Source organism: Actinoallomurus acaciae (genome assembly GCF_042429965.1).
GTDB lineage: Bacteria > Actinomycetota > Actinomycetes > Streptosporangiales > Streptosporangiaceae > Actinoallomurus > Actinoallomurus acaciae.
Genome location: NZ_JBHLZP010000090.1, coordinates 1 through 21,694 on the forward strand (window position 1 = coordinate 1; position 21,694 = coordinate 21,694).

The 21,694-nt window shown below is 71.1% G+C and carries 23 protein-coding genes and 1 pseudogene; 15 read left to right on the forward strand and 9 right to left on the reverse strand.

The genetic code is table 11. The annotated features are described in order from the left end of the window. The coding region (locus ACFFNX_RS14760; RefSeq protein ID WP_378201124.1) for an SDR family NAD(P)-dependent oxidoreductase at nucleotides 1–627 on the reverse strand (627 nt) is incomplete at its 3' end. Nucleotides 628–867: 240 nt separating this feature from the next. On the opposite strand from ACFFNX_RS14760, the gene ACFFNX_RS14765 reads away from it, so the two are divergent. The 8 genes from ACFFNX_RS14765 (at nucleotide 868) to ACFFNX_RS14800 (ending at nucleotide 7,409) form a co-directional block, all read left to right on the forward strand. After that, nucleotides 868–1,692: an ABC transporter permease gene (locus tag ACFFNX_RS14765; protein ID WP_378201127.1), complete on the forward strand. Its 825-nt coding sequence runs from the start codon at nucleotides 868–870 to the stop codon at nucleotides 1,690–1,692. Continuing rightward, on the forward strand, nucleotides 1,665–2,396 hold the full coding sequence (locus ACFFNX_RS14770) for an ABC transporter ATP-binding protein (protein WP_378201130.1): 732 nt from the start codon (nucleotides 1,665–1,667) through the stop codon (nucleotides 2,394–2,396). Before ACFFNX_RS14765 ends, ACFFNX_RS14770 begins: the two co-directional genes overlap by 28 nt. Next, complete coding sequence (locus ACFFNX_RS14775) at nucleotides 2,393–3,400, forward strand: ABC transporter substrate-binding protein (RefSeq protein ID WP_378201133.1); 1,008 nt, start codon at nucleotides 2,393–2,395, stop codon at nucleotides 3,398–3,400. Before ACFFNX_RS14770 ends, ACFFNX_RS14775 begins: the two co-directional genes overlap by 4 nt. Further along, complete coding sequence (locus ACFFNX_RS14780) at nucleotides 3,394–4,503, forward strand: LLM class flavin-dependent oxidoreductase (protein WP_378201183.1); 1,110 nt, start codon at nucleotides 3,394–3,396, stop codon at nucleotides 4,501–4,503. The genes ACFFNX_RS14775 and ACFFNX_RS14780 overlap by 7 nt, the downstream gene beginning before the upstream one ends. A 35-nt stretch (nucleotides 4,504–4,538) precedes the next feature. Next, on the forward strand, nucleotides 4,539–5,048 hold the full coding sequence (locus tag ACFFNX_RS14785; RefSeq protein WP_378201186.1) for an NADPH-dependent FMN reductase: 510 nt from the start codon (nucleotides 4,539–4,541) through the stop codon (nucleotides 5,046–5,048). Further along, on the forward strand, nucleotides 5,045–5,545 hold the full coding sequence (locus ACFFNX_RS14790; protein WP_378201136.1) for a flavin reductase family protein: 501 nt from the start codon (nucleotides 5,045–5,047) through the stop codon (nucleotides 5,543–5,545). The genes ACFFNX_RS14785 and ACFFNX_RS14790 overlap by 4 nt, the downstream gene beginning before the upstream one ends. Nucleotides 5,546–5,613: 68 nt before the next feature. Continuing rightward, a complete protein-coding gene (locus ACFFNX_RS14795; protein ID WP_378201139.1) occupies nucleotides 5,614–6,495 on the forward strand; it encodes an MEDS domain-containing protein in 882 nt (293 codons plus the stop codon). Continuing rightward, on the forward strand, nucleotides 6,492–7,409 hold the full coding sequence (locus ACFFNX_RS14800) for an anti-sigma factor RsbA family regulatory protein (protein ID WP_378201142.1): 918 nt from the start codon (nucleotides 6,492–6,494) through the stop codon (nucleotides 7,407–7,409). Before ACFFNX_RS14795 ends, ACFFNX_RS14800 begins: the two co-directional genes overlap by 4 nt. A 27-nt stretch (nucleotides 7,410–7,436) precedes the next feature. Here ACFFNX_RS14800 and ACFFNX_RS14805 read toward each other — a convergent pair whose 3' ends face one another. Beyond that, on the reverse strand, nucleotides 7,437–7,994 hold the full coding sequence (locus ACFFNX_RS14805; RefSeq protein ID WP_378201145.1) for a TetR/AcrR family transcriptional regulator: 558 nt from the start codon (nucleotides 7,992–7,994) through the stop codon (nucleotides 7,437–7,439). A 206-nt stretch (nucleotides 7,995–8,200) separates the two neighbouring features. On the opposite strand from ACFFNX_RS14805, the gene ACFFNX_RS14810 reads away from it, so the two are divergent. Continuing rightward, the gene (locus ACFFNX_RS14810; protein ID WP_378201148.1) at nucleotides 8,201–9,733 is read left to right on the forward strand and encodes an MFS transporter; all 1,533 of its coding nucleotides are present in this window, start codon (nucleotides 8,201–8,203) and stop codon (nucleotides 9,731–9,733) included. Nucleotides 9,734–9,746: 13 nt separating this feature from the next. Here ACFFNX_RS14810 and rdgB read toward each other — a convergent pair whose 3' ends face one another. The 4 genes from rdgB to murI form a co-directional block, all read right to left on the reverse strand. After that, nucleotides 9,747–10,325, reverse strand: a complete 579-nt coding sequence (rdgB, locus tag ACFFNX_RS14815; RefSeq protein WP_378201151.1) for an RdgB/HAM1 family non-canonical purine NTP pyrophosphatase — start codon at nucleotides 10,323–10,325, stop codon at nucleotides 9,747–9,749. Then, nucleotides 10,322–11,041, reverse strand: a complete 720-nt coding sequence (gene rph / locus ACFFNX_RS14820) for a ribonuclease PH (RefSeq protein WP_378201153.1) — start codon at nucleotides 11,039–11,041, stop codon at nucleotides 10,322–10,324. Before rph ends, rdgB begins: the two co-directional genes overlap by 4 nt. Nucleotides 11,042–11,152: 111 nt before the next feature. Next, a complete protein-coding gene (locus tag ACFFNX_RS14825) occupies nucleotides 11,153–11,902 on the reverse strand; it encodes an MBL fold metallo-hydrolase (protein WP_378201156.1) in 750 nt (249 codons plus the stop codon). 117 nt (nucleotides 11,903–12,019) lie between these two features. Beyond that, nucleotides 12,020–12,835 carry a glutamate racemase gene (gene murI / locus ACFFNX_RS14830; RefSeq protein ID WP_378201189.1) on the reverse strand — a complete coding sequence of 272 codons (816 nt, stop codon included), beginning with the start codon at nucleotides 12,833–12,835 and terminating at the stop codon, nucleotides 12,020–12,022. Nucleotides 12,836–13,557: 722 nt separating this feature from the next. Between murI and ACFFNX_RS14835 the strand changes: the two genes are divergently transcribed. The 4 genes from ACFFNX_RS14835 (at nucleotide 13,558) to ACFFNX_RS14850 (ending at nucleotide 18,362) form a co-directional block, all read left to right on the forward strand. Then, nucleotides 13,558–14,868 (forward strand): NsdA family TPR-like regulatory protein, encoded by a 1,311-nt coding sequence (locus tag ACFFNX_RS14835; RefSeq protein WP_378201159.1) that lies wholly within the window; start codon nucleotides 13,558–13,560, stop codon nucleotides 14,866–14,868. A 64-nt stretch (nucleotides 14,869–14,932) separates the two neighbouring features. Continuing rightward, nucleotides 14,933–15,544: a toll/interleukin-1 receptor domain-containing protein gene (locus ACFFNX_RS14840; protein ID WP_378201162.1), complete on the forward strand. Its 612-nt coding sequence runs from the start codon at nucleotides 14,933–14,935 to the stop codon at nucleotides 15,542–15,544. Further along, nucleotides 15,541–17,637, forward strand: a complete 2,097-nt coding sequence (locus ACFFNX_RS14845) for a hypothetical protein (RefSeq protein WP_378201165.1) — start codon at nucleotides 15,541–15,543, stop codon at nucleotides 17,635–17,637. The genes ACFFNX_RS14840 and ACFFNX_RS14845 overlap by 4 nt, the downstream gene beginning before the upstream one ends. Before the next feature lie 11 nt (nucleotides 17,638–17,648). After that, nucleotides 17,649–18,362, forward strand: a complete 714-nt coding sequence (locus ACFFNX_RS14850; RefSeq protein WP_378201168.1) for a hypothetical protein — start codon at nucleotides 17,649–17,651, stop codon at nucleotides 18,360–18,362. A 7-nt stretch (nucleotides 18,363–18,369) separates the two neighbouring features. Here ACFFNX_RS14850 and ACFFNX_RS14855 read toward each other — a convergent pair whose 3' ends face one another. After that, nucleotides 18,370–19,155 carry a thioesterase family protein gene (locus ACFFNX_RS14855; protein WP_378201171.1) on the reverse strand — a complete coding sequence of 262 codons (786 nt, stop codon included), beginning with the start codon at nucleotides 19,153–19,155 and terminating at the stop codon, nucleotides 18,370–18,372. Between the two features lie 241 nt (nucleotides 19,156–19,396). Here ACFFNX_RS14855 and ACFFNX_RS14860 point away from each other — a divergent pair, with 241 nt between their 5' ends. Together ACFFNX_RS14860 and ACFFNX_RS14865 are read left to right on the forward strand one after the other, a co-directional pair. Next, nucleotides 19,397–20,077 (forward strand): GAF and ANTAR domain-containing protein, encoded by a 681-nt coding sequence (locus tag ACFFNX_RS14860; protein WP_378201174.1) that lies wholly within the window; start codon nucleotides 19,397–19,399, stop codon nucleotides 20,075–20,077. 124 nt (nucleotides 20,078–20,201) lie between these two features. Next, nucleotides 20,202–20,717, forward strand: a complete 516-nt coding sequence (locus ACFFNX_RS14865) for a hypothetical protein (protein WP_378201177.1) — start codon at nucleotides 20,202–20,204, stop codon at nucleotides 20,715–20,717. 70 nt (nucleotides 20,718–20,787) lie between these two features. Here ACFFNX_RS14865 and ACFFNX_RS14870 read toward each other — a convergent pair whose 3' ends face one another. Next, nucleotides 20,788–21,501: a Clp protease N-terminal domain-containing protein gene (locus ACFFNX_RS14870; protein WP_378201180.1), complete on the reverse strand. Its 714-nt coding sequence runs from the start codon at nucleotides 21,499–21,501 to the stop codon at nucleotides 20,788–20,790. A 75-nt stretch (nucleotides 21,502–21,576) separates the two neighbouring features. Then, nucleotides 21,577–21,694 (reverse strand): annotated as a pseudogene (locus ACFFNX_RS14875) (IS481 family transposase); the annotation flags it as partial.

Sequence of the window (21,694 nt, forward strand, 5' to 3'; positions counted from 1 at the left end):
GCCCGGCGCCCAGCGGCCCGCGAGGCGCTCGGCGAGCTCGGCCCGCCGCGTCCCCTCCGCCGGGTCCACGCCCGCGTACCGGGCCGCGCGGTAGATGCCGGTGGCGATGAAGCCCGGGCATACCGCGCTGACCCCCACACCCGTGCCGGCCAGCTCCGCGCGCAGGCTCTCGCTCAGCATCAGCACGCCGGCCTTCGTGGCGCCGTACGCCGGCAGGGTCCGCGTCGGCGTGTACGCCGCCGCGGAGGCGACGTTGACGATGTGACCGCGCCCGCGTTCGAGCAGTTGCGGGCCGAAGAACAGGCAACCGTGCACGACGCCCATGAGGTTGACGTCGACGATCCGCCGCCAGTCCGCCACCGTGTGGTCGAAGAACGATCCGCCGATGCCGATGCCCGCGTTGTTGACGAGGACGGCCGGCGCGCCGTGCTCCTTGCGCACCCACGCCGCGAACCGCTCCATCGCCGCCGCGTCGCTCACGTCGACCCGGTACGGGACGCCCACCTCGGCCGCGCGCTCCTCGTCCACGTCGGCGCAGATCACCGTGAGGCCACGGGCGCCGAGGGCCCGCGCCGTCGCCCGTCCGATACCGCTCGCCGCCCCGGTGACGACCGCCACGACTGCCATGCCGCCGATCGTACCGAGTGGGCGATATTCCCTATATTGCCGGTTGACTTTATCGGATACCTCGCTCACGATGGGCGCGTGAGTACAGGTCAGCTCCTCGTGATGCGCCTGCACGTCGATCTCCGGCGGCAGGCCAGCGCACTCTGTGCGCCGACCTCCTGATCCCCGCAGCCAACGAACCTCGGCTTCCGGAGCGCCACCCCTGCTCCGCACAACTCACGCTCAAAGGGTTTGTCTCTCATGTCCCCACCTGCCCTTGATCTCGGGCCGGCCCGGCAGGCTGCCCGAGGACGCGTCCGCGTTCCGCGGGCGGCCGGCCTCCAACGGCTCATCAGCCCGGTCGTCCTTCTCCTCCTCTGGCAGGCCGCCAGTTCCTCCGGCCTGCTCCCGGAACGCCTCATCGCCGCACCCGTGAAGATCGCTCGTACGGCGGTCGACCTGACCACCGACGGCACCCTCCCGAACGCGATCGGGGTGTCGCTCCAGCGAGTCGTCGAAGGCTTCGTGATCGGGGCGGTGGCCGCGATCGTGCTGGCCCTGGCCGCCGGTCTCAGCCGGCTCGGCGAGAACGCCATCGACCCGCCCATGCAGATGCTGCGGGCACTGCCGTTCTACGGGCTCATCCCGCTGTTCATCCTCTGGTTCGGAATCGGCGAGACGCCCAAGGTCGCGCTCGTCGCGCTCGGCGTCGCCTTCCCGCTCTACCTCAACACCTACGCCGGCATCAGGGGCGTCGACGGCAGGCTCATCGAGGCGGGACGGACGCTGCGGCTCGGCCGCACCGCGCTCATCCGGCATGTCATCCTGCCGGGCGCGCTCTCCCAGACGCTCGTCGGGCTGCGGCAGAGCCTCGGCGTCGCCTGGCTCGCGCTGATCGTCGCCGAGCAGGTCAACGCCGACGCGGGCCTCGGCTACATGATCAACGACGCCCGTGAGTTCATGCGCACCGATGTGATCGTCGTCGGGCTGATCGTCTACAGCGCTCTCGGGCTGCTCACCGATGCCCTCGTACGCCTCATCGAGAGAAGGGCACTGGCATGGCGACGCGCCTTCCAACCCGCGTAGCGCCCGAGCACACCGCGCGGATCCGCGGGCTCACCCGGGCGTTCGGCGAGCGCACCGTCCTCGACCGGCTCGACCTGGACATCGAACGCGGGGAGTTCGTCGCGCTGCTCGGCCGCAGCGGCTCGGGCAAGTCGACGCTCCTGCGCGCGCTGGCCGGCCTCGACCGGGACACCGGCGGCGAACTCGCCGTCGACGGCACCGTCGCGGTGGCCTTCCAGGAGCCGCGTCTCCTGCCGTGGAAACGGGTGATCGACAACGTCGCCCTCGGCCTGCCGCCCGGCGGCCGGGCGCGGGCGCGCGACGCGCTGGAGGAGGTCGGCCTGACCGCGCTCGCCGACGCGTGGCCGCTCACCCTGTCCGGCGGCGAGGCCCAGCGCGCCTCCCTCGCGCGCGCCCTCGTACGCGAGCCCGGCCTGCTGCTGCTCGACGAACCGTTCAGCGCGCTGGACGCCCTGACCCGCATCACGATGCACCGGCTCGTCCTCGACCTGTGGGACCACCACGCGCGCGACACCAGCGTGCTGCTCGTCACCCACGACGTGGACGAGGCGCTGCTCCTGGCCGACCGGGTCCTCGTGCTCGGCGAGGGACGCATCGCGCACGAGTCGCGGATCGAGGCCGAGCGTCCGCGCCGGATCACCGACCTGGCCGCTCTGCGCTCCCGGCTGCTCGGGCAGCTCGGCGTCGAGGAGGAGACCCGATGAGAAGGCTGTTCCCCCTGCTCGGCCCCCTGCTCGGCGCGCTCGTCGTCCTCGCCGGCTGCGGCGCCACGGACGGCTCCGAGAACGCGGCGATCCGCAAGGACGGCTCGGTCGACCTGAGCAAGGTGACGCTGCACGTCGGCGACCAGAAGGCGGGGTCCCAGGCGCTGCTCCAGGCCGCCGGTCAGCTCAGCGGCGTGAAGTACAAGATCACCTGGTCGCAGTTCACGTCGGGGCCGCCGCTGCTGGAGGCCGCCAACGCGGGCGCGATCGACATCGGCGCGGTCGGCAACACCCCGCCGATCTTCGCCGCGGCGGCGGGGTCGAAGATCAAGATCGTCGCGGCGGGCGACCAGAACCTCGCGGCCCAGGCCGTCCTCGTACCGAAGAACTCCCCGATCCATGCGATCCAGGACCTCAGAGGCAAGAAGATCGCGCTGGCCAAGGGCAGCTCCGCGCACGCGCTGCTGCTCGGCGTGCTGAAGAAGGCCGGGCTGACCTTCGACCAGATCCAGCCGGAGTACCTCCAGCCCGCCGACGCCCTCTCGGCGTTCAGCGGCGGCAAGGTCGACGCCTGGTCCATCTGGGACCCCTACACCGCGCAGGCGCAGGCCCAGACCGGCGCCCGCACTCTGGTGTACGGCAACGGGTTCGGCACCAACTACCAGTTCAACGTCGCGGCCGGAAAGGCGCTGAAGGACAAGGCCAAGGTCGCGGCGATCCGCGACTACCTGGCCCGCCTCGACCGCGCCACCGTGTGGGCCTCGACCCACCAGGGCGACTGGGCCAGGACGTGGTCGGCGCAGATCGGCCTGCCCGTGTCGGTCACCCAGGTCGCCGCGCGCCGGCGGACCACCGAGCCGGTCCCGGTCGACGACACGGTCATCGCCGGCGAACAGGAGCTCGCCGACGCCTTCTCCGACGCCAAGCTCATCCCCGGCCGGTTGAAGATCGCCGACTTCGTCGACCGGCGCTTCAACGACACCGTTCCCAAGGGGGCATCATGACGACATTCCACTGGTTCCTGCCCACGAGCGGCGACGGCCGCAACCTCGTCGGCGGGGGTCACGGCGCCGCGCGGCGCGGAGTGCAGCGGGCGCCGGACATCGAGTACCTGGCGCAGATCGCCCGCTCGGCCGAGCAGCTCGGCTTCGAAGGCGTGCTCACGCCCACCGGCACCCAGTGCGAGGACGCCTGGCTGACCACGGCCGCGCTCACCCGCGAGACCGAGCGTCTGAAGTTCCTCGTGGCCTTCCGCCCCGGCGCGCTGTCGCCCACGCTCGCCGCGCAGATGGCGGCGACCTACCAGCGCCTGTCGCGCGGGCGGCTGCTGCTCAACATCGTCACCGGCGGTGAGCAGGCCGAGCAGGCGCGCTTCGGCGACCACCTCTCCCACGACGAGCGCTACGCCCGTACGGATGAGTTCCTGTCCATCGTGCGCGGCGCGTGGAGCGAGCGGCCGTACGACTTCAGCGGCGACCACTACCAGGTGGAGGGCGCGACGGTCTCCACGCCGCCGGATCCGCTGCCCCGGCTCTACTTCGGCGGATCCTCGGCGGCGGCCGGGCCGGTGGCCGCCAAGCACGTGAACGTCTACCTGACCTGGGGCGAACCACCCGCCCAGGTGAAACGCAAGATCGAGTGGATCCGCGAACTCGCCGACCGCGAGGGCCGCGAGATCAGCTTCGGCATCCGGCTGCACGTCGTGACCCGCGACTCGGCCAAGGAGGCGTGGAAGGCCGCGGAGCGGCTGCTGGACGACCTCGACCCGGCCGAGATCGCCGCCGCCCAGGAAGGGCTGGCGCGCAGCGAGTCGGTCGGCCAGGCGCGGATGCGCTCGCTGCACGAGGAGTACCGGTCCGGCGGAACCGCCCACGACCTGGAGATCTACCCGAACCTGTGGGCCGGCGTCGGGCTGGTGCGCGGAGGCGCGGGCACCGCGCTCGTCGGCAGCCACGCCCAGGTGGCCGAGCGCATCGCGGAGTACGCCTCGCTCGGGCTGGAGGAGTTCATCCTGTCCGGGTACCCGCACCTGGAGGAGGCGTACTGGTTCGGCGAGGGCGTGCTGCCGGAGCTGGGCCACCTCGGTCTGCTGAAGGAGGCCGCGTGAGATCCGCCGCGGCCGGGTCCGGCCTGCCGGGCCCCGTGAGCGCCCCTCGCGGCGGAGGCGTCGTCGCCCTGGTCGGCAACCCGCGCCCGGCGTCGCGCACGCACGCGGTCGCCGAGCAGGCGGCGCGCGCCCTCACCCCGGGTGCGACGCCCGAGGTCCTCGACCTGACCGCGCTCGCCCCGGTCCTGCTGGGTCCCACGCCCTCGGCCGCGGTCGAGGACGCGGTCGAGCGCGTCGGTTCGGCCGGGCTCCTGGTGGTGGCGAGCCCGACGTACAAGGGCACCTACACCGGCCTGCTCAAGGCGTTCCTCGACCGGGTGCGCTCGCTCGCCGGGGTCACCGCGGTGCCGCTGCTCGTGATGGGCTCACCACGGCACGCGCTCGCCGTCGAGGTGCACCTGCGCCCGCTCCTGGTCGAGCTCGGCGCGACCGTGCCCACCCCCGGCCTCGCGGTCGTCGAGTCGGACCTGGGGCACATCGACGAGATCCTGGCGGAATGGGCGGCCTCGCTGCGGATACCGGAGGCGGTATGGGCACCCGCGTGAGTCAGACCCCGATCGTGGACGCGGTCCGGTTCCGCCGCGCGCTCGGCCGGCACGCCGCCGGGGTGGTCGTGGTGACGGGGCCGGGGCCGGTCGGGATGACGGCCACCTCGTTGACCTCGGTCAGCCTCGATCCGCCGCTGGTGTCGTTCTGCGTGAACCGCGAGTCGACCACCTGGCCGGACCTGCGCCAGGCGCCGTACTTCGCGGTCAACGTGCTCGGGAGCGGCCAGGCCGGGCTCGCGGCGCGGTTCGCCGGGCGTGGCATCGACCGGTTCGCGGCCCCGACGCGCTGGCGCTCGGGCCCGTACGGCGTGCCGATCCTGTCCGGAGTGACGGCCCACCTCGTCTGCGAGCCGTACGACACCATCGCGCTCGGTGACCACTGGCTCGTCGTCGGCCTCGCCGTGGGCTCAGAAGTGGGCGATTCGGGCGAACCGCTCCTGTACCACCATGGCCGCTACGGCCGCTTCGATCCGCTACGTAAGCAGTGCGAGTGAAAGAGTCGTCAGGGTGAGCCGGTGGCTTTAAGCTAGGGAAACCTGCCGGAGCCGCCGGGGTGGAGCCCATGGAGAGCTGGTTCGCCGAACGATCCGTCGGTCAGATGCTGCCCGGAGACCATGCCTGGTTCTCTTACTCCAGCCAGGAGGAGCAGGACTACGTCATCGGCGCCTTCCTGCGCGACGGGCTCCTGACGGCGGACAAGGTCATCTACGTGACCGACGCCGACCCGCACGAGCTTCCCGGCCTGCGTCGCCGCGACGGCCTCGACCTCGACTCCTACCTGCGCACCGGGCAGCTCGCCGTCCTTCCGCACGCGGAGACCTGCCTGACGGCCGGCATCCTCGACCCCGGCCGGATGGCCGCCTCGTTCGAAGACGCGCTGGCCCGCGCGGAGCGCGACCGGTTCCGCGGCGTCCGCATCACCGCGGACATGACCTGGGCGATCCGGCAGCGCAGCGGCCGCTTACGCGTGCTGGACTGCGAGGCGGGCGTCGACGCGGCGATCGCCCCCAGCACCACCGCGATGGCGATCTGCCAGATCGATCGGCGCTCCTGCACACGTGACGAGCTCGCCGCACTCAAAGAGACACATGAGGTTCTCGTGGGCGCCGATCCGGAATTCGACGATGGAGTCCTCACCATCACCCGCATGTTCGCGCCGCGCGGCCTGCGCCTGACGGGTGAGCTCGACGGCGCGCGGCACACGGTGTTCGCCGAGGCCCTGCGGGCCGTGACGGCCCAGGGCGGCGACATCCACCTCAACCTTCGCGACCTGCGCTTCATCGACCTGGGAGCGCTGAACATGATGGCCGGCGCGGCGATCCGCATGGCCAGCCGCGGCAGCCTGATCCTCGACGAGCCGCCGCCCGACCTCACCCAGGTCGTTCGGCTCGTGGGCGGGCCGATGCACCCCTGGCTGAGGATCGGCACAGGTGAGCGGTCATGACGAACCTCATCCACCGCGCCATGGTCTACGCCGACGAACGGGCCTTCCTCGACGCCGCGACGCCGTTCCTGCGCGAGGGGCTGGCCGCCGGCGAGGTGGTGCTCGCCGTCGCGCCCGGCCCCTCCCTCGACCTTCTGCGCCAGACCCTCGGCGCCGTCGACCTGGGGTTCCGCGACGCGGCCCACTGGTACTCCCAGCCCACGCGCACCATCGCGGCGTACAGCTCCGTCATCGACCACAACCCGGGCCGGCGCATCCGCGTCCTCGCCGAACCCGGCTGGGCGGACGGCACACCGGCCGAGATCTCCGAGTGGACCCGCTACGAGTCGATCGTCAACCAGGCGTTCGCGCGGGTCGACGCGTCCGTGCTGTGCCTGTACGACGCACGCACCACGGCCGCCGATGTGCTCGAAGGCGCGCTGCGCACGCATCCGGAGCTGCTCGACGAGTCCGGCACGCACACCAACGAGGCCTACGCCGATCCCGCCACGGTGTACGCCGAGATCGACCGGCGCCCGCTGCCACCGGTCCCTCCGGACGCGTACGAGATGCCGGTCGACGACATCGACCTGCGGCGGCTGCGCGCCTTCGTCGGTGACCACGCCGAGCGCCACGGCATCTCCTCCGCCCGCCTGCACGACCTGCTCGTCGCGACGACGGAGGTCGCCACCAACGCGATCCGGCACGGCGTGCCCCCGGTCACCTGCCGGACGTGGGCCGACAACGGCGACGTGGTGGTCGACGTGACGGACGGCGGCCACTGGCGGCCGGAGGGCCTGCCGGGCTTTCTGCCACCGGACCCGTTCATCCGCGCGGGCTTCGGTCTGTGGGGCGTGCGCATGCTGTGCCCGCTGGTCCAGCTCCGTACGGGCCCGGGCGGCACCGACATCCGCCTGCGCGTACACGCCCGCTGAGCCCCCCGGCGAGCGGCGTCCGCGTCGTCACTCCCCGGCGTCCTGGCCGCGGCCGTACCCGGTGTCGCAGGCCAGCAGGGGCATGATGACGTCGTCGACGATCTCGGCCACCGCGGTCGGCGGAATGGGCGTGCCTCGTGCGATGACCTCGTGACGGAGCAGGTCGGTCGGCAGGGCGACGGCTCGCGGCCTGAGCCTTTCGCCGCGGATCTGCCCTCGGGACAGTGCGCGGTTGAGGATCGCGGTGATGCCTGATTCGGGCACGATGCGGGCGATCTGGGCCTGGACGAGCGCGGCGAGTTCGGGATCTCGGCCGGTTTCGGCGAGGAGGCCGCGCATGGCCTCGCCGAGGACGCCGTCGAAGCGGCGTGCGAGGGGTTGCAGGAAGGCGAGCAGATCCTCGCGGAGGTCGCCGGAGTCCGGCGGCTCCTCGTCGGGGACCCCGCGGCGGCTGAGGGCGTCCAGGACGAGCACGGCCTTGCTCGGCCAGCGCCGGTACAGGACCGGGGTGCTGGTGTGCGCCCGCTTGGCGACGCCGTCGATGGTGAGTCCGGCGTATCCGAGCTGAAGGAGCTCGGCCCGCACGGCCTCCAGGATCGCCTCTTCCAGGGCTTTCCCCCGTCGGCGGGTTGATCGAGGCGTTGTGTCCTGCCGGGCCTCCGGCCGGGCCGAGGCGCTGGGTTTGCCGTCCACCATCCACCTTTAGATGCCATCTGCTTCTTATGGGGTACTCTACCGCCATCATAAGAAGCATAGTGCTTCTTATATTTGCGCCCGAGGAGGGGGAACGTATGCGAGCTACCGGCTCTGGCCGATGGTGGGCCCTGATCGCGTTGGCTCTCAGCATCGGAGCCGTCGGGCTGGACGGCACGATCCTCAACACCGCGCTGCCCACGATCAGCACGGCGCTGCACGCCTCGACGAGCCGGCTGCAGTGGTTCATCGACTCCTACAACCTGGTGATGGCCGCGACGCTGCTGCCCGCGGGTCTGCTCGGAGATCGGCTCGGACGCAAGAAGATGATCCTCATCGCGTTGGGCGTCTTCGGGGCGGGATCGCTCTGGTGCGCGTACGCGGGGTCGGCCGGCTCTTTGATCGCGGCGCGGGCGGTCCTGGGCGCGGGCGCCGCCTTCCTGGTGCCGCTGTGCATGTCCGTACTGCTGGTGCTCTTCGAACCCCACGAACGGCAGCGAGCGGTCTCGGTGATGACCGGCGCGAACATGATCGGTTTCCCGCTCGGGCCGATCCTGGGCGGCGTGCTGTTGAAACACTTCTGGTGGGGCTCGGTCTTCCTGATCAACGTCCCGGTGGTGCTGCTCGGGATCATCGTGATCGCCGCCGTCGTGCCCGAGTCGCGCAACCCGCGGCGGGCCCGGCTGGACCTGACCGGCGTCGTCATCTCCGCCGTCGGCATGGTCGCGGTCACCTATGGTGTGATCGAGGCCGGAGAGCGGGGCTGGAGTGACATCCGCCCGGTGGCCACGCTGGCCGGCGGCGCCCTCGTGCTGGCGGCGTTCGTGCTCTGGGAGCGCCTGGTCGGCCGCCGACGCGAACCCCTCGTCGACCTGTCGCTGTTCCGCTCGTCCGACTTCACCTGGGGAACGATCCTGGCGACCATGGTCAGTTTCGCCATGTTCGGGCTGTTGTTCAACACGCCTCAGTACTTCCAGGCCGTCCTCGACGCGGACTCGCTCGGCACCGGCCTGCGGTTGCTGCCGATGGTCGCCGGCCTGGTGGTGGGGGTGCAGGTCGCGAACCGCCTGGCGGCGCGGCGTGGCCCCAAGATGCCGGTGTCGATCGGATTCGCCCTCATCACCGCCGGGCTGCTCACCGGAGCCGCCACCACTCTCGGCACCGGCTATGGCTTCACCGCCGGATGGATCGCGGTGTTCGGCATCGGGTTGGGCATGACGATGTCCACGACGACGATGGCCGCCCTCGGCGCACTGACGAAGGAACGCGGCGGTGTGGGTTCGGCCTTGATCATGGCGTTGCGCCAGCTCGGCAGCGCGATCGGAGTCGCGCTCCTGGGCGCACTCGCCAACGCCGGTTACCGAAGCCACCTTCAGCTGCGAGGCCTGCCCGCGGCGCAGGCCGCAGCGGCCCACCAGGGCGTCTCCGCCGGTGTGGCCGTCGCCGCACACGACCACTCGCTACTGCGATCGGTCCGTTCGGCGTTCATCCACGGCATGGACACCACCCTGTGGGTATGCGGTGGGATCGGCGCGCTCGGCCTCGTACTGGCCCTCCTCTTCCTCACCGCCCGGCAGGAGTCCACCGGCCGTCAGGGCCGACCGGCTCCGAAGGTCCCGAGCACCCCGTGAGCCGTGAAGCGTGCTAGGCCAGCCGCTCGGCCAGGGCGCGGAACGCCTTGCCGCGGTGGCTGATGGCGTCCTTCTCCTCCGGGGAGAGCTCCGCGGTCGTCCGGGTCTCGTCGTCCGGGACGAAGATCGGGTCGTAGCCGAAGCCGTTCGCGCCGCGGCGGGCGCCGATGATGTGGCCGGTCAGCTGGCCTTCGACCGCCTCCTCCTTTCCCGACGGCCAGGCGACGGCGGCCACGCAGACGAAGCGGGCGCCCCGCAGCTCCGGCGCCACGTCGGACAGCTGCCCCAGCAGCAGGTCGATGTTGGCCTCGTCGTCGCCGTGCCGGCCCGCCCAGCGGGCGGAGAAGACACCCGGCATGCCGTTCAGCGCGTCGACGCACAGGCCGGAGTCGTCGGCGACGGCGGGCAGGCCGGTGTGCGCGGCGATCGCCCGCGCCTTGAGCAGGGCGTTGCCCTCGAAGGTCAGCTCGGTCTCCGGGACGTCGGGCGCGTCCGGGTACTCGTCCAGGCCGACCACGTCGACGCCGCCGTCGAGGATCCGGCGCAGCTCGGCGATCTTGCCCTGGTTGCGGGTGGCGAGGACGACCTTCATGCGCCCATGACCTCCTGCTGGATGCGGGTGAGCTCGGCGCAGCCGCCGGCCGCGAGGTCGAGCAGCGCGTCGAGCTCCGCGCGGTCGAACGGCTGGCCCTCGGCCGTGCCCTGGACCTCGACGAAGCGGCCGTCGCCGGTGCAGACGACGTTCATGTCGGTCTCGGCCGAGACGTCCTCTTCGTAGCACAGGTCGAGGCGGGGCTCGCCGTCGATGATGCCGACGCTCACCGCGGCGACGGAGCCGACGAGCGGGCTGGACTTGAGCATCTTGCGGTCGCGCATCCAGGCGACGGCGTCGGCCAGGGCGACGTACGCCCCGGTGATCGCGGCCGTGCGGGTGCCGCCGTCGGCCTCCAGCACGTCGCAGTCGAGCAGGATGGTGTTCTCGCCGAGCGCCTTGAAGTCGACGCAGGCCCGCAGCGACCGGCCGACGAGCCGGGAGATCTCGTGCGTGCGGCCGCCGATCTTCCCCCTGACCGACTCGCGGTCGTTCCGCGTCGTGGTGGCGCGCGGGAGCATGGCGTACTCCGCGGTGACCCAGCCGAGTCCAGAGTCACGGCGCCATCGGGGCACCGATCCCTGCACCGTGGCGGCGCACAGGACGCGGGTGCCGCCGAACTCCACGAGGACCGAGCCCTCCGCATGGGTGAGCCATCCACGGCGGATGGTGACGGGGCGGAGCTGGTCGGCTGAACGATCGTCGGGACGAGCCATGTCGTTCACCCTATCGAGACCGGACCGCCGGTCGCGGCGGCCCGGCGCGATCTTCCGGGCCCGTCTTGAGATCCCCGCCGCACGGCCGGTCGGCGGGCCTCGAGATGGCTCCTAAAGCTCGTATACGGCTCCTTGGCTGGCCAGTTCGATGTGACCGTGATACCCGCTGGACTTCGCCTCGGCCAGCGTGTGGCCGGGGTCGTTCCACGGGACCAGGTGGGTGAGGACGAGCCGCCCGGCGTCCGCCCGCGTGGCGTACACGCCCGCCTGCCGGGCGGTGAGGTGCAGGTCGAGCGGCAGCCCCTCCCGCTCGATGAAGGACGCCTCGGCCAGCAGCAGGTCGACGCCTCGCGCCAGCTCCACGAGCGCCTCGCACTCGCCGGTGTCGCCGGTGTAGGCGAAGGCCGCGTCCTCGTGCTCCAGGCGGAACCCGTACGCCTCGACCGGGTGGTTCACCGGCACGGCCGTCACGGTGAACGGCCCGACCTCGAACGTCCCCGGTGTCAGGGTGCGGAAGTCGAACGCCTCCGACATGCCCGGCTCGGGATCCAGGTCGTACGCGCGCGCCATCCGCTCGGCCACTCCGGCCGGCCCGTAGACCGGGATGCGTGGTTTCAGGCCGTCCGGTGCGTACTTGCGCGCCACCCAGTAACCACAGAGGTCCAGGCAGTGGTCCGCGTGCAGGTGAGTGAACAGGATCGCGTCGATGTCATAGAGACCGATGTGGTTCTGCAGGGCGCCGAGGGCGCCGCTGCCGAGGTCGAGCAGCAGCGCGTAGCCGCCGGCCTGGACCAGATAACACGAGGCCGGGCTGGCCGGCCCCGGAAAACTCCCCGAACAGCCGATCACCGTGATCCGCACGTCACCGGCCTCCTCACGTCGCCCGAGAGCAGGACGATCGGTTCCGCTGTCGCCTTCGTGCGTGTGCGTCATCCACCTGGATCGACGCTCCCCTCTCCAGTGTCCCGCGGGCCGTTCTCACGCCGAGGACGTGATGCCCAACGGTGCGGATTCGACAAGCCCGATCTCCGGGCCGAGGAAGCGGCGGCCTAGTGCGCCGAACGGTGCGGGATCCCCCGTCGCGAGGAACCGGTGGGCCGGTTCCGGGGAGCCCTCCGCCCTGGCCAGGCGGCGGTCGTGCAGTACCCGGTAGACGTCTTTGGCGGTCTCCTCGGCGCTGGAGACGAGGGTCACTCTGTCTCCCGCGACGTAGGAGATCACTCCGGTCAGCAACGGATAATGCGTGCAACCGAGGATGAGCGTGTCACAGCCCGCCTCGACAATCGGTGCCAAATACTCTCGTGCGACGCCGAGTAGTTCGTCGCCCATGGTGATGCCCCGCTCCACGAACTCCACAAAACGCGGACAGGCGACACTTGTCAGTGTCACATGAGGCGCAGCGGCGAACGCATCGTCATAGGCGCGACTGGTCACCGTCGCATGAGTGGCGACCAATCCCACCTTTCCCGTACTCGTCGCGCTGACCGCCGCCCGCACCGCCGGCTGGATGACCTCGATCACCGGCACCCGATAACGTTCACGCGCGTCGCGCAGCACCGCGGAGCTCGCGCTGTTGCAGGCGATCACGAGCATTTTCACGCCTTCTTCGACAAGGTGGTCCAGCACCTCGAGGGCGTTCGCGCGCACCTCGGCGATCGGCTTCGGCCCGTACGGGAAACGCGCCGTGTCCGCGACGTACAGCAGCGGCTCGTCCGGGAGCTGGTCGAGGATCGCGCGGGCGACGGTCAGCCCGCCGACGCCGCTGTCGAAGATTCCGATCGAAGCGTCAGACATGACCCCACAGGCTAGAGAACGCCACGGGGAACACGGCGGCAATGCGCTGCATGTCACACGGGTATTTCGGCGACCTCACCGCGACGCGTGCCCGGTCAGTGGCGGTTACGGCCCGCTCGGGCGGTCTGCCGGGGTCGGCCGCCGGTCCGCGCGGGGAACACGGCGGCTCCGGTCACGACCGCGGGGCCCACGGCGAGCGGCCCGGGCCCGGCCATTTCATGATCAATAATGGCTCTCCGCGGAAATCACTTCCCGAAAGCATCATATAGCACATACCGGAAATAACGCATGGCAAGCCGCCCCGGCACGTACGACCGAAGGCCTTGTCCGGATCCGGCCGATACCCCCGCGGCGAGGGCGTTTCCGGCCGCCTCCTGCAGAAGGAAACGGGAAACCCGCCCCGGCACCTCCCTTCTCAGCGAGCCCTTCGACATGATTTGTTGCGGTGTTACCATCATTGGCAGTACACGGGGATCCGGAGTTCTTGCCACGAATCCGCCACAGAGATGATCTTTGCCGGAAGGCCGAAGCCGACCGGGGATTCCGTCGCCGTGGACTCCGGCTCGCCGGCCACTTCCACCCCTCCTCGCCGCGGATCGTCGCCCCGCCCACGACGGTGCCGCACCCAGCCCCGACCGACATCCGGGTCGAGCCGCAGGCCCGAGCCGGATACGAACCTTCAGTGCGCCCCGTTGATTCGGCAATGGGAAACGGAGGCCGTCATGACGGAATCGCGGAGATTATTCGGTTCCGAACTCCGGCGAATGCGAATGGAGGCCGGCCTCTCACTGGCACAGTTCGGTAGGCGCCTGCATTACAGCAAGGGCTATCTGAGCAAGGTCGAGACCGGGCGTAAATCACCCTCGGCAGAGTTGGCGCGCATGTGCGACACGGAACTCAATGCCGACGGGACGCTTGTTTCTCTTGTCGCCGAACGACCGGCCGACGTCGTCACGTCATCCGAAATGCCGTCGCTCGAAATGGTCACCGACGATGGCGAGGTATGGCTGATGAATCTCGGGCCGGACGGGGCGGGCTGGTTCCGCCCGATCAGCCGCCGGGACGCACTGGCGGTGAGCGCGTCATCGATGGCGGGTCTCGCTCTCAGCGCGCACGGCGTCTCCGCGACCGCCAGGGAGCCGACGGCGCTCACGGCGTTCCGATCGCTGTTCGACCACTACCGGACCCTCGGCCAGACGGCCAGCCCGGGCGTTGTGCTGCCCCCGGTCATCGCGCAGACCCGCGTCCTCGGCGTCCTGGCGTCCGAGGCGCCCGCGGGCACCCGCGACGACCTGCTGACGCTGGGGGCGCGCTTCGCCGAGTACGCCGGCTGGATGGCCCAGGAGTCCGGAGAGGAGAAGGCCGCTCTCTGGCTGACCGCGCGCGCGGTCACGATGGCGGAGGCGGGCAACGACCACGACCTGGCGGTCTACGCGCTGATCCGCCGCGCCCTCGTGACGCTCTACCGCGGCGACGCCAGGCAGACCGTCGCGCTGGCGCGCCAGGCGCAGGCGCACTCGGCGACGCCGCCCCGCATCCGCGGGCTGGCCGCGCAGCGCGAGGCCCAGGGCCACGCGCTCGCCGGCGACTACAACGCCTGCATGCGCAGCCTCGACCAGGCCCGCGACCTGCTCGGAGCGCCCGGCGGGAGCACGGGCGCGCCGGTGCTCGGGCCGACGAACCTGCCCGACACCGTCACGACGGTCACCGGCTGGTGCCTCTACGAACTGGGCAGGCCGAAGGAGGCCAGCGAGATCCTCGACGCCCAGGTCGCCCGCATCCGGCCCGAGGCGCTCCGCTCCCGCGCCAGGTACGGCGTGCGTCAGGCGCTGGCGCACGCCGCCGCGGGCGAGATCGAGCACGCGTGCGCGCTGACGGCGTGCCTCCTCGGCATCACCTCCGTCGTCAGCTCGGCGACGATCACCTCCGACCTGCGCCGCCTGGCTCGGACGCTGTCCCGCCGGCACTCGAACCCCACGGTGCGCGAGCTCTATCCCGCGCTGACCGCGGCGCTGGAGACCTCGGCGGTGTGAACGCCGTCCGGACGACCCACGAGAACACGACCTCGGCCAGGCCGGCGACCAAGGGAGAAAGATCATGACCACCGTCTTCGTCAACTACCGCACGAGCGACGAGGAGACCGCCGCCGCCCTGCTCGAGCACGCGCTGAGCGAGCGGTTCGCCTCGAACGTGTTCTTCCGCGCCAGTAAGTCGATCAAGCCGGGCGACGACTTCGAGGAGGAGCTGTTGAAGGGCGTGCGCACGAGCTCCGTCCTCCTCGCCGTCATCGGCTCCCACTGGCTCGAGGTCCGCGACGAGCACGACGTTCGCAAGATCAACAAAGCCTCCGACTGGGTACGGCGGGAGATCGTCGAGGCCTTCGACCTCGGCATCCGTGTGGTGCCCGTCCTGATCGGGGAGACGAAACCCCTGCAGAGGGACGCCCTCCCCGCCGGGCTCGAACGCCTCGCCACGTGCCAGTACGTCCGGCTGCGCAACCGCGATCTGGAGGCCGACCTCGACCGGATCGCCGCCACGCTCACCGAGCTGGTGCCGGAGCTGCGCGACGCCAGGGTGGTCCCGCCGGACGCGGGCACGGTGACCAACAACGCCTTCGGCAACGCGCGGGTCGGGTTGCAGGCGGGCAACGTCGTCGGCGACATCAACTTCGGCGACTTCCTGACGCGCGACGAGCAGGACGGCCGATGAGCCCGGCGCAGGAACGGCGACGGTCCCGGGGCAGGACGGTCAACACCGCGGCGGACAACTCGCGCATCGGCATCCAGGGCACGGTCATCGGCGACGTCCGGTACGAGATCAAGGACGGTGACCCGCCCGAGAAGAGGTTCGCGGTGGCCAAGCGGCATCTCGCCGGCAAGATGCCGCCCAAGGCGAGGCAGCTCATCGAGGAGGCCGTACAGGAGGAGCTGGTCACCTCCGACTCGACCGGCTCTCTGGTGAACGAGGTCGCCTACTACTGGACGATCGCGGTGCTGAGCGACCAGCCCTTCGAGGTGCTGGAGCGGGAGGAGTTCGAGGCGCTCGACCAGGCGCGGTGGCTCTGCCGGAACGGCCCCGCCGACGAGTGGCGCGACGCGCACCGCGCGGTCACCGGGCTGATCGGCTGCCTCCAGGGGCAGGAGCGAACCGGCACCTTCGACTCCGGCGCGATCGACGCCTTCCGGTCCGCCTTCGACCGGCTCCCGGACGCTCGCCGCAGTGAGATCCACCGGCACCTGAACCCGATCCTGTCCAACGTCCTGCGGGACCAGCGGGAGGACGACCTTCTCCAGATCGCCCGGACGCAGCGCACGGCGGACGACCGCGAGAAACGGGTGTGGAAGTTCTTCGAGCCGGATCCGGAACCACCGCGGCCGAAGGTCTTACGCCAGACCGAATTCGGGCCGTTCGAGTGGGCGGCGGCCGTCTGCGGCACCGTGCTGGGTGCGGGCGGGCTCGCCCTGGCGTTCACGCTCGTCACCTCCGGCAGCGCCGACACGGCCGTGATCACCGGAGGCGTCGTCGCCGCCGGGGCCTGGATCCTGCTGCTCTGGGGGCCCGGCCAGTTGCCCGCCCGATACTCCGCGCGGTATCCCCGCCGGCCACGGCCCGCGCCGACCGGCTTCAGCACCCACGTCGAACGGACCGTCCGGCAGCAGTTCGACAAGTACGCGCCGACGTCGGCCGCGCAACGGCCGAGGTGGACGGTCGCGACCATGAGAGCCCGCACACTGCTGGCGCAGGAGATCGTCGACCTGTACGCCGAGCCGGAGGTGTCGCCCGGCGCGATCGACTGGCTGATCGCCTGGTACGCCGAGAACTTCGCGCGCCGATGGGCCGCCCACGAGCCGGAGGACCCGGACCGCCGCCTGAGGCTTCCGATACTGGCCGTGGGGCTCGGCACGTTCGTCGGCGGCTGGTACTACGCGCTGGCCGAGATGATCAAGGTCCAGAAGACGGTCGCGTTCGTGGCGCTGCTGTGGCTGGCGGCCGGGGCCGTTCTCCTGGCGTGGAGCCGGGTCGACGTGCACCTCGCGCGGCGGCACGACGCCGCCGCCGACCGGGCCGAGGCCGAGTGGATCCTGGATGAGGAGACGTTCGCCCACGAGGAGCGGGTCGACCTGCTCGCCGACCGGCCGGACGACGACGAGATGGCCCAGTGGCTGGACTACGACAAGATCTACCTGAAGACGCTGGCCATGAACCAGTACGGGCTGGCGAGCCGGGACCTCATCACCCATGCCGTCCTGCCCGAGGGCACCGAGGCCGCGCGCCGGTCCCGCGTCAAGGGCGGGCAGCCGCGCTTCTCCTCGTACGTGGTCTGGGTGTTCCTGCTCACCGTGTCCGGCGTGCGTCAGGTGCGGATGCACCTGGACTTCCCGACGGGCGTCGTGAGCGACCAGCAGCGCATGGCCTTCCGCTATGACGCCATCGCCTCGGCCCAGGTGGAGGAGACCGGCATCCGGTTCGACGACGGCCGCCGCGAGGTCGTCCTGCCGCGTACGGACGAGGAGAAGGACAGGGTCAGAAGGTCGGCCGTGCCCATCTACCGGGAGTTCCGCCTCGCGCTCGTCAACCAGCACACCATCGGCATCACGGTGGACACGTTCGATCCGGTGCTGCTCGAACAGCTGCTGGAGGAGCAGCAGTCGCCGCCGTCGCCCGACCTGGCCGACCTCACCGGCGCGCTGAGCCTCCTGGAGATGGTCGCCGCCGACGGCCGGAAGTGGCTCGAACAGACGAGGGTCCGGCGCGGGTACAAGCCGCTCGACACCGAGCCGGACATTCCGGCCAGCGCGTAAGGAGCCCGATCATGCAGTGTCCCTGGTGCTCCAACACGAACTTCCTGCCCCGCTCGCTCTGCGCGCACTGCAACGAGGAGCTCTTCCCCAAGCCGGCGACCGACGAACAGACCGGGCGGCACCAGAAGCCGGCGGACGACGACGAACGCGCCGGGGTCGCGGCGGCGCAGTGGAAGAGCTTCGCCGTGTCGCTGTGCACGGCCGCGGTGGCCGCGTTCGGCGGCGTGACCTCCTACGTCCACTGGCCCGTGAAGCCGGCTCCGCCTCCCGCCGTCCAGGACACCGCGCCGCCGGCCGACCCGGCCGGGCAGCTGGCCGCGATGAACGCGCTGCTGGAGACCGTGGAGTCGACCCGGTCGGAGCTACCGCCCTTCCTCGGTTCGTGCGCGTACGCCGCATCGGACGCCGACACGCTCGACCAGATCGTCCAGGAGCGCTACCAGGCGGTGAACCAGGCGACGGCCCTGCCGACCGACGACATTCTGAACGGAGACCAGCTCCGCCAGGCACTGGTCACGATGACCCGGACGATGCTGACCGCGGACAAGAAGTACCTCACCTGGGCCCAGCGCGCCACGTCGGGCGGCTCGTGCGATGACGCCGGAGGGAGCTCCTTCGACAAGGCCAACCAGGCGGCCGCCGACGCCAAACGCGCCTTCGTCAAGCTGTGGAACGGCGATGCCGACAAGTACGGCCAGCCGGCCTACGACTGGAACGACTTCTAGGAGCCGGTCAGGGGCGGCGGCCGGCGCGGGCGAGCTGGCGGCTCTGGGCGACCAGGCGGCCGGCCGCGTCCCATACCTCGACCTCCTCGTCGAACCAGCCGTCGCTGACGAGGCGGCCGGTGCCGTGCAGGGCGAGCGGTCCCGGCGCCGGGACCGCCCGCATGTGCCAGGTCAGTTCGACCGTCGGCGACCAGCCGTACCGTCCGGTGTTGAGCACGACCGGCGGGAGCGCGTCGACGGCGAGTGCCAGCAGGACGCCGTCGGGCTCGTACGTCTCCCGGAGCCGGAAGTGAGAGCGCATCTCCAGCCGGCCGCTGGGGCGGCCGTCGAGCCAGCCCATGGTGGCCGGGTCGTACCGCATGTCGACCTGGGCGGCGAACCCGTCCTGCCCGTCGCCGCCGAAGGTGACGCACTCCTCGATCGCCGGCAGGCACCCGGCGTCCTCGGAGTAGAGGGGTTCGGCGTCGCCGTCGAGGGTTCCGGTGGTGATCAGGGCGTCGACGACCGGGGCGTCGTCCTGGACGAGGGACACGCGGGCGACCTCGGTCGTACGCCCGGACTTGCGCGTCTCGACCAGCACCTCGGCCGGGCCGGGCTTGGCGACCCGCAGGAAGCTCGCGGCGGTGGAGATCGGGTGCGGGCGGCCGGAGGCGTCCAGGACGGCCCGGGCGAGGACGGCCATCAGGTAGCCGCCGTTGAGCGCCTGCTGGAACCCGAAGTCGGCGTCGAGCGTGGCGGAGTAACGCCCCTCGCCCGTACGACGTACCGTCGTGGCCTCGCCGAACCCGCCCATGCCAGCCCCCACCAGAAATTAGAACGACATTCGGCATGAACCATACCGGGACGCCCCAGACCGGTCACACGCACGACGGCCCTTCGCTCTCGGGATAGTACGACGCGGCCCGTTCGCGTCCTGGCTTTCCGGCCTGCCGCCCGCTTGGAATCGTTGGCCTGGAGAATGCTCGGGCGGCGTGCCCGGCCTGGATCAGAACCGCGGGGCGATGCCGTCTGACGAGATGACGCCGGTTGATGGAGTGAGTCATCACCTGGCGGGGCTGGCGCGGCTCTTGGAGGCCGAGGACGACGCGGCCCTCGTCGTCCAGCAGATCCTGCGGTTGGCCGAGAACGAGGTCCCCGGCGCCGTCCACGCGGGGGCGACGATGCTGGGCCAGGACGGGGCGTCGACGCCCGTGTACACCGGCGAGCTGGCGGCACGGCTGGACGCCCTGCAGTACGACGTCGGCCAGGGCCCTTGCGTGGACGCGCTGCTCACCGAGAGCGTGTGCGCCGACGACCTGGCGTACGAGTCGCGCTGGCCGCGGTTCGCCCCGTTGGCGGTCGCGCGGGGCGTGCGTTCGGTCCTCGCGTTCCGCCTGTCCGTACGGATCGGCGCGGTGGGCGTCCTGAGCCTGTACTCACCGAAGCCGCACGCCTTCACCGCGGCCGCCGAACGGGTGGGCGGCTCGATCGCGGCCTGCGCCGCCATCGCGATGGCCACCATCGGCGAGCGCGCGCAACTGCGGAACGCGCTTGAGAGCCGCGATGTCATCGGGCAGGCGAAGGGCATCTTGATGGAGCGGTACCGGGTCGCCGCCCAGGAGGCGTTCGCCCTGCTCAGCGCCTCGTCCCAGCACACGAACGTCAAGCTGCGCGACGTCGCCGAACGACTCGCCAAGACCGGGGAGTTCACCCCGCCGCCGGCCGACCGCGACTGACTCCGGGACGCCGCGATTGATCGGTTGTTCGGACGTTGTTCGTTCGCTCGGCCTGGGCGGTGACGAACAACCTGCGAGGTCCTACATCTGGGATCGACCGCTCCACCCAGAAGGAGGACCTGCCGTGAAACGTCCCACCGACTCGATCAGTCCCGCCCCGGCCCGCCTGCGGCGACTCGTCCTGGCGCTCGCGTCGGCGATCGCGGCCACGATGACGATGTCCGTCGCGGCCGCGTGGGCGGCTCCCGCCCACGCCGACACCGGCTCGGCCGCCACGGCGAACGGCGCGCCGGCACCGGTCACGGTCCAGTGCATCGCCTGGCAGGGCGATTTCTTCGCCGCACTGGCCTGGGACATCGTGATCCAGCTCAACCCCGACGGAACCGCGAGGACCGCCGAACAGCAGGGAGACATCTACAAGATCGGGGTGAACCCCGTCTGGTCGGTGCAGCGCACCGACCCGGCCGAGATCACGATCACCAACGGCGGCCGGAACCTGCACTTCCACGGCAGCGGGCTCCTCGAAGGCGGAATCCCCGGTACGGAGGCCTCGGTGGACGGAGTCCCGACCGGTTGCAGTGCCGACTTCACCTTCCCCCACCCCGCGAGCCGGGTCTTCAATCCCGAACCCATCTCCTGACCCGCAGACGGCACGGCCTCACCCGCCGCTCGGCCGGGCGGCGGGTGACGCCGTGTCCCGTTCGCGCGGCCTACGGCTGCTCGCCGGTGTCGGCCAGGGCGGTCCGCAGGGAGTCGTAGCCGACGCCGAGGTTCACCATGACGTCGTGGGCCAGGCCGTCGCCGATCGTGAGCAGGCCCAGGGCGAGATGTCCGGTGCCGACGCTCTCGCTTCCGGCGCGCAGCGCCTCGCGCAGCGCGTGGCGCAGGGCGGTCAGCGACAGCCGGGTGAAGGGCGTCTCGTCGGGCAGCGGATCACCGGTGGGAATGCCGACGCGTCCGTCGACGGCCGCGCGCAGTGTGGCCGGGCCGGCGCCACAGGCGGCCAGCGCCCGGGTGGCGGGGTCGTCCTCGCGGGCGATCAGGGCGAGCAGGAGATGTTCGGTGCCGAGGTAGGTCTTGCGCCGGCGGCGCGCCTCCTCGCGGGCCTCGCCGACGACCGCGCGCAGCCCGTCGGTGGCCCGGCTCCAGAACCCCTCCCGGTCGCCCTCACGCGGGTCGGCGGCGGGGATGAACCTCTTCTGCACGGCCTGCCGGCTCACGCCGAGCCGGGTGCCGATGTCGCCCCAGGAGACGCCCTCCCGGCGGGCCTCGTCGACGTAGTGCCCGATGAGGTTCTCGCCGAGCTCGCTGACTCGCGCCGCCACGTCGACGGCGCGGGTGAGCCGGTCGAGAACGGGCGCCGTCTCGAGCCCGGCGCGGACCTGATCGATCAGGGTGTCCAGAGTCACCACGGAATCACTCATAAAGCAACCATAGGTTGCCTCAATTGGATGGGCAACCTATGGTTGCCCATCACTAAGAAGGCAATCCGACGACGCCTAGGTGTGATGTCCAGGGAGGTTGGTCAGTCGGGTGATTGGTGGCTTGCCTCCGATGGCGGAGTGGGCTCGGTGGTGATTGTAGAAGTGGAGCCAGCCGGGCAGGGCTGCTCGACGT

What these genes read in the sequence shown, in the direction of transcription:
- ACFFNX_RS14765 (WP_378201127.1), top strand. Translation starts at nt 868, where the DNA reads ATGTCCCCACCTGCCCTTGATCTCGGGCCGGCCCGGCAGGCTGCCCGA.
- ACFFNX_RS14770 (WP_378201130.1), top strand. Translation starts at nt 1,665, where the DNA reads ATGGCGACGCGCCTTCCAACCCGCGTAGCGCCCGAGCACACCGCGCGG.
- ACFFNX_RS14775 (WP_378201133.1), top strand. Translation starts at nt 2,393, where the DNA reads ATGAGAAGGCTGTTCCCCCTGCTCGGCCCCCTGCTCGGCGCGCTCGTC.
- ACFFNX_RS14795 (WP_378201139.1), top strand. Translation starts at nt 5,614, where the DNA reads ATGGAGAGCTGGTTCGCCGAACGATCCGTCGGTCAGATGCTGCCCGGA.
- ACFFNX_RS14800 (WP_378201142.1), top strand. Translation starts at nt 6,492, where the DNA reads ATGACGAACCTCATCCACCGCGCCATGGTCTACGCCGACGAACGGGCC.
- ACFFNX_RS14810 (WP_378201148.1), top strand. Translation starts at nt 8,201, where the DNA reads ATGCGAGCTACCGGCTCTGGCCGATGGTGGGCCCTGATCGCGTTGGCT.
- rdgB (WP_378201151.1), bottom strand. Translation starts at nt 10,325, where the DNA reads ATGAAGGTCGTCCTCGCCACCCGCAACCAGGGCAAGATCGCCGAGCTG.
- rph (WP_378201153.1), bottom strand. Translation starts at nt 11,041, where the DNA reads ATGGCTCGTCCCGACGATCGTTCAGCCGACCAGCTCCGCCCCGTCACC.
- murI (WP_378201189.1), bottom strand. Translation starts at nt 12,835, where the DNA reads ATGTCTGACGCTTCGATCGGAATCTTCGACAGCGGCGTCGGCGGGCTG.
- ACFFNX_RS14835 (WP_378201159.1), top strand. Translation starts at nt 13,558, where the DNA reads ATGACGGAATCGCGGAGATTATTCGGTTCCGAACTCCGGCGAATGCGA.
- ACFFNX_RS14840 (WP_378201162.1), top strand. Translation starts at nt 14,933, where the DNA reads ATGACCACCGTCTTCGTCAACTACCGCACGAGCGACGAGGAGACCGCC.
- ACFFNX_RS14845 (WP_378201165.1), top strand. Translation starts at nt 15,541, where the DNA reads ATGAGCCCGGCGCAGGAACGGCGACGGTCCCGGGGCAGGACGGTCAAC.
- ACFFNX_RS14850 (WP_378201168.1), top strand. Translation starts at nt 17,649, where the DNA reads ATGCAGTGTCCCTGGTGCTCCAACACGAACTTCCTGCCCCGCTCGCTC.
- ACFFNX_RS14855 (WP_378201171.1), bottom strand. Translation starts at nt 19,155, where the DNA reads ATGGGCGGGTTCGGCGAGGCCACGACGGTACGTCGTACGGGCGAGGGG.
- ACFFNX_RS14870 (WP_378201180.1), bottom strand. Translation starts at nt 21,501, where the DNA reads ATGAGTGATTCCGTGGTGACTCTGGACACCCTGATCGATCAGGTCCGC.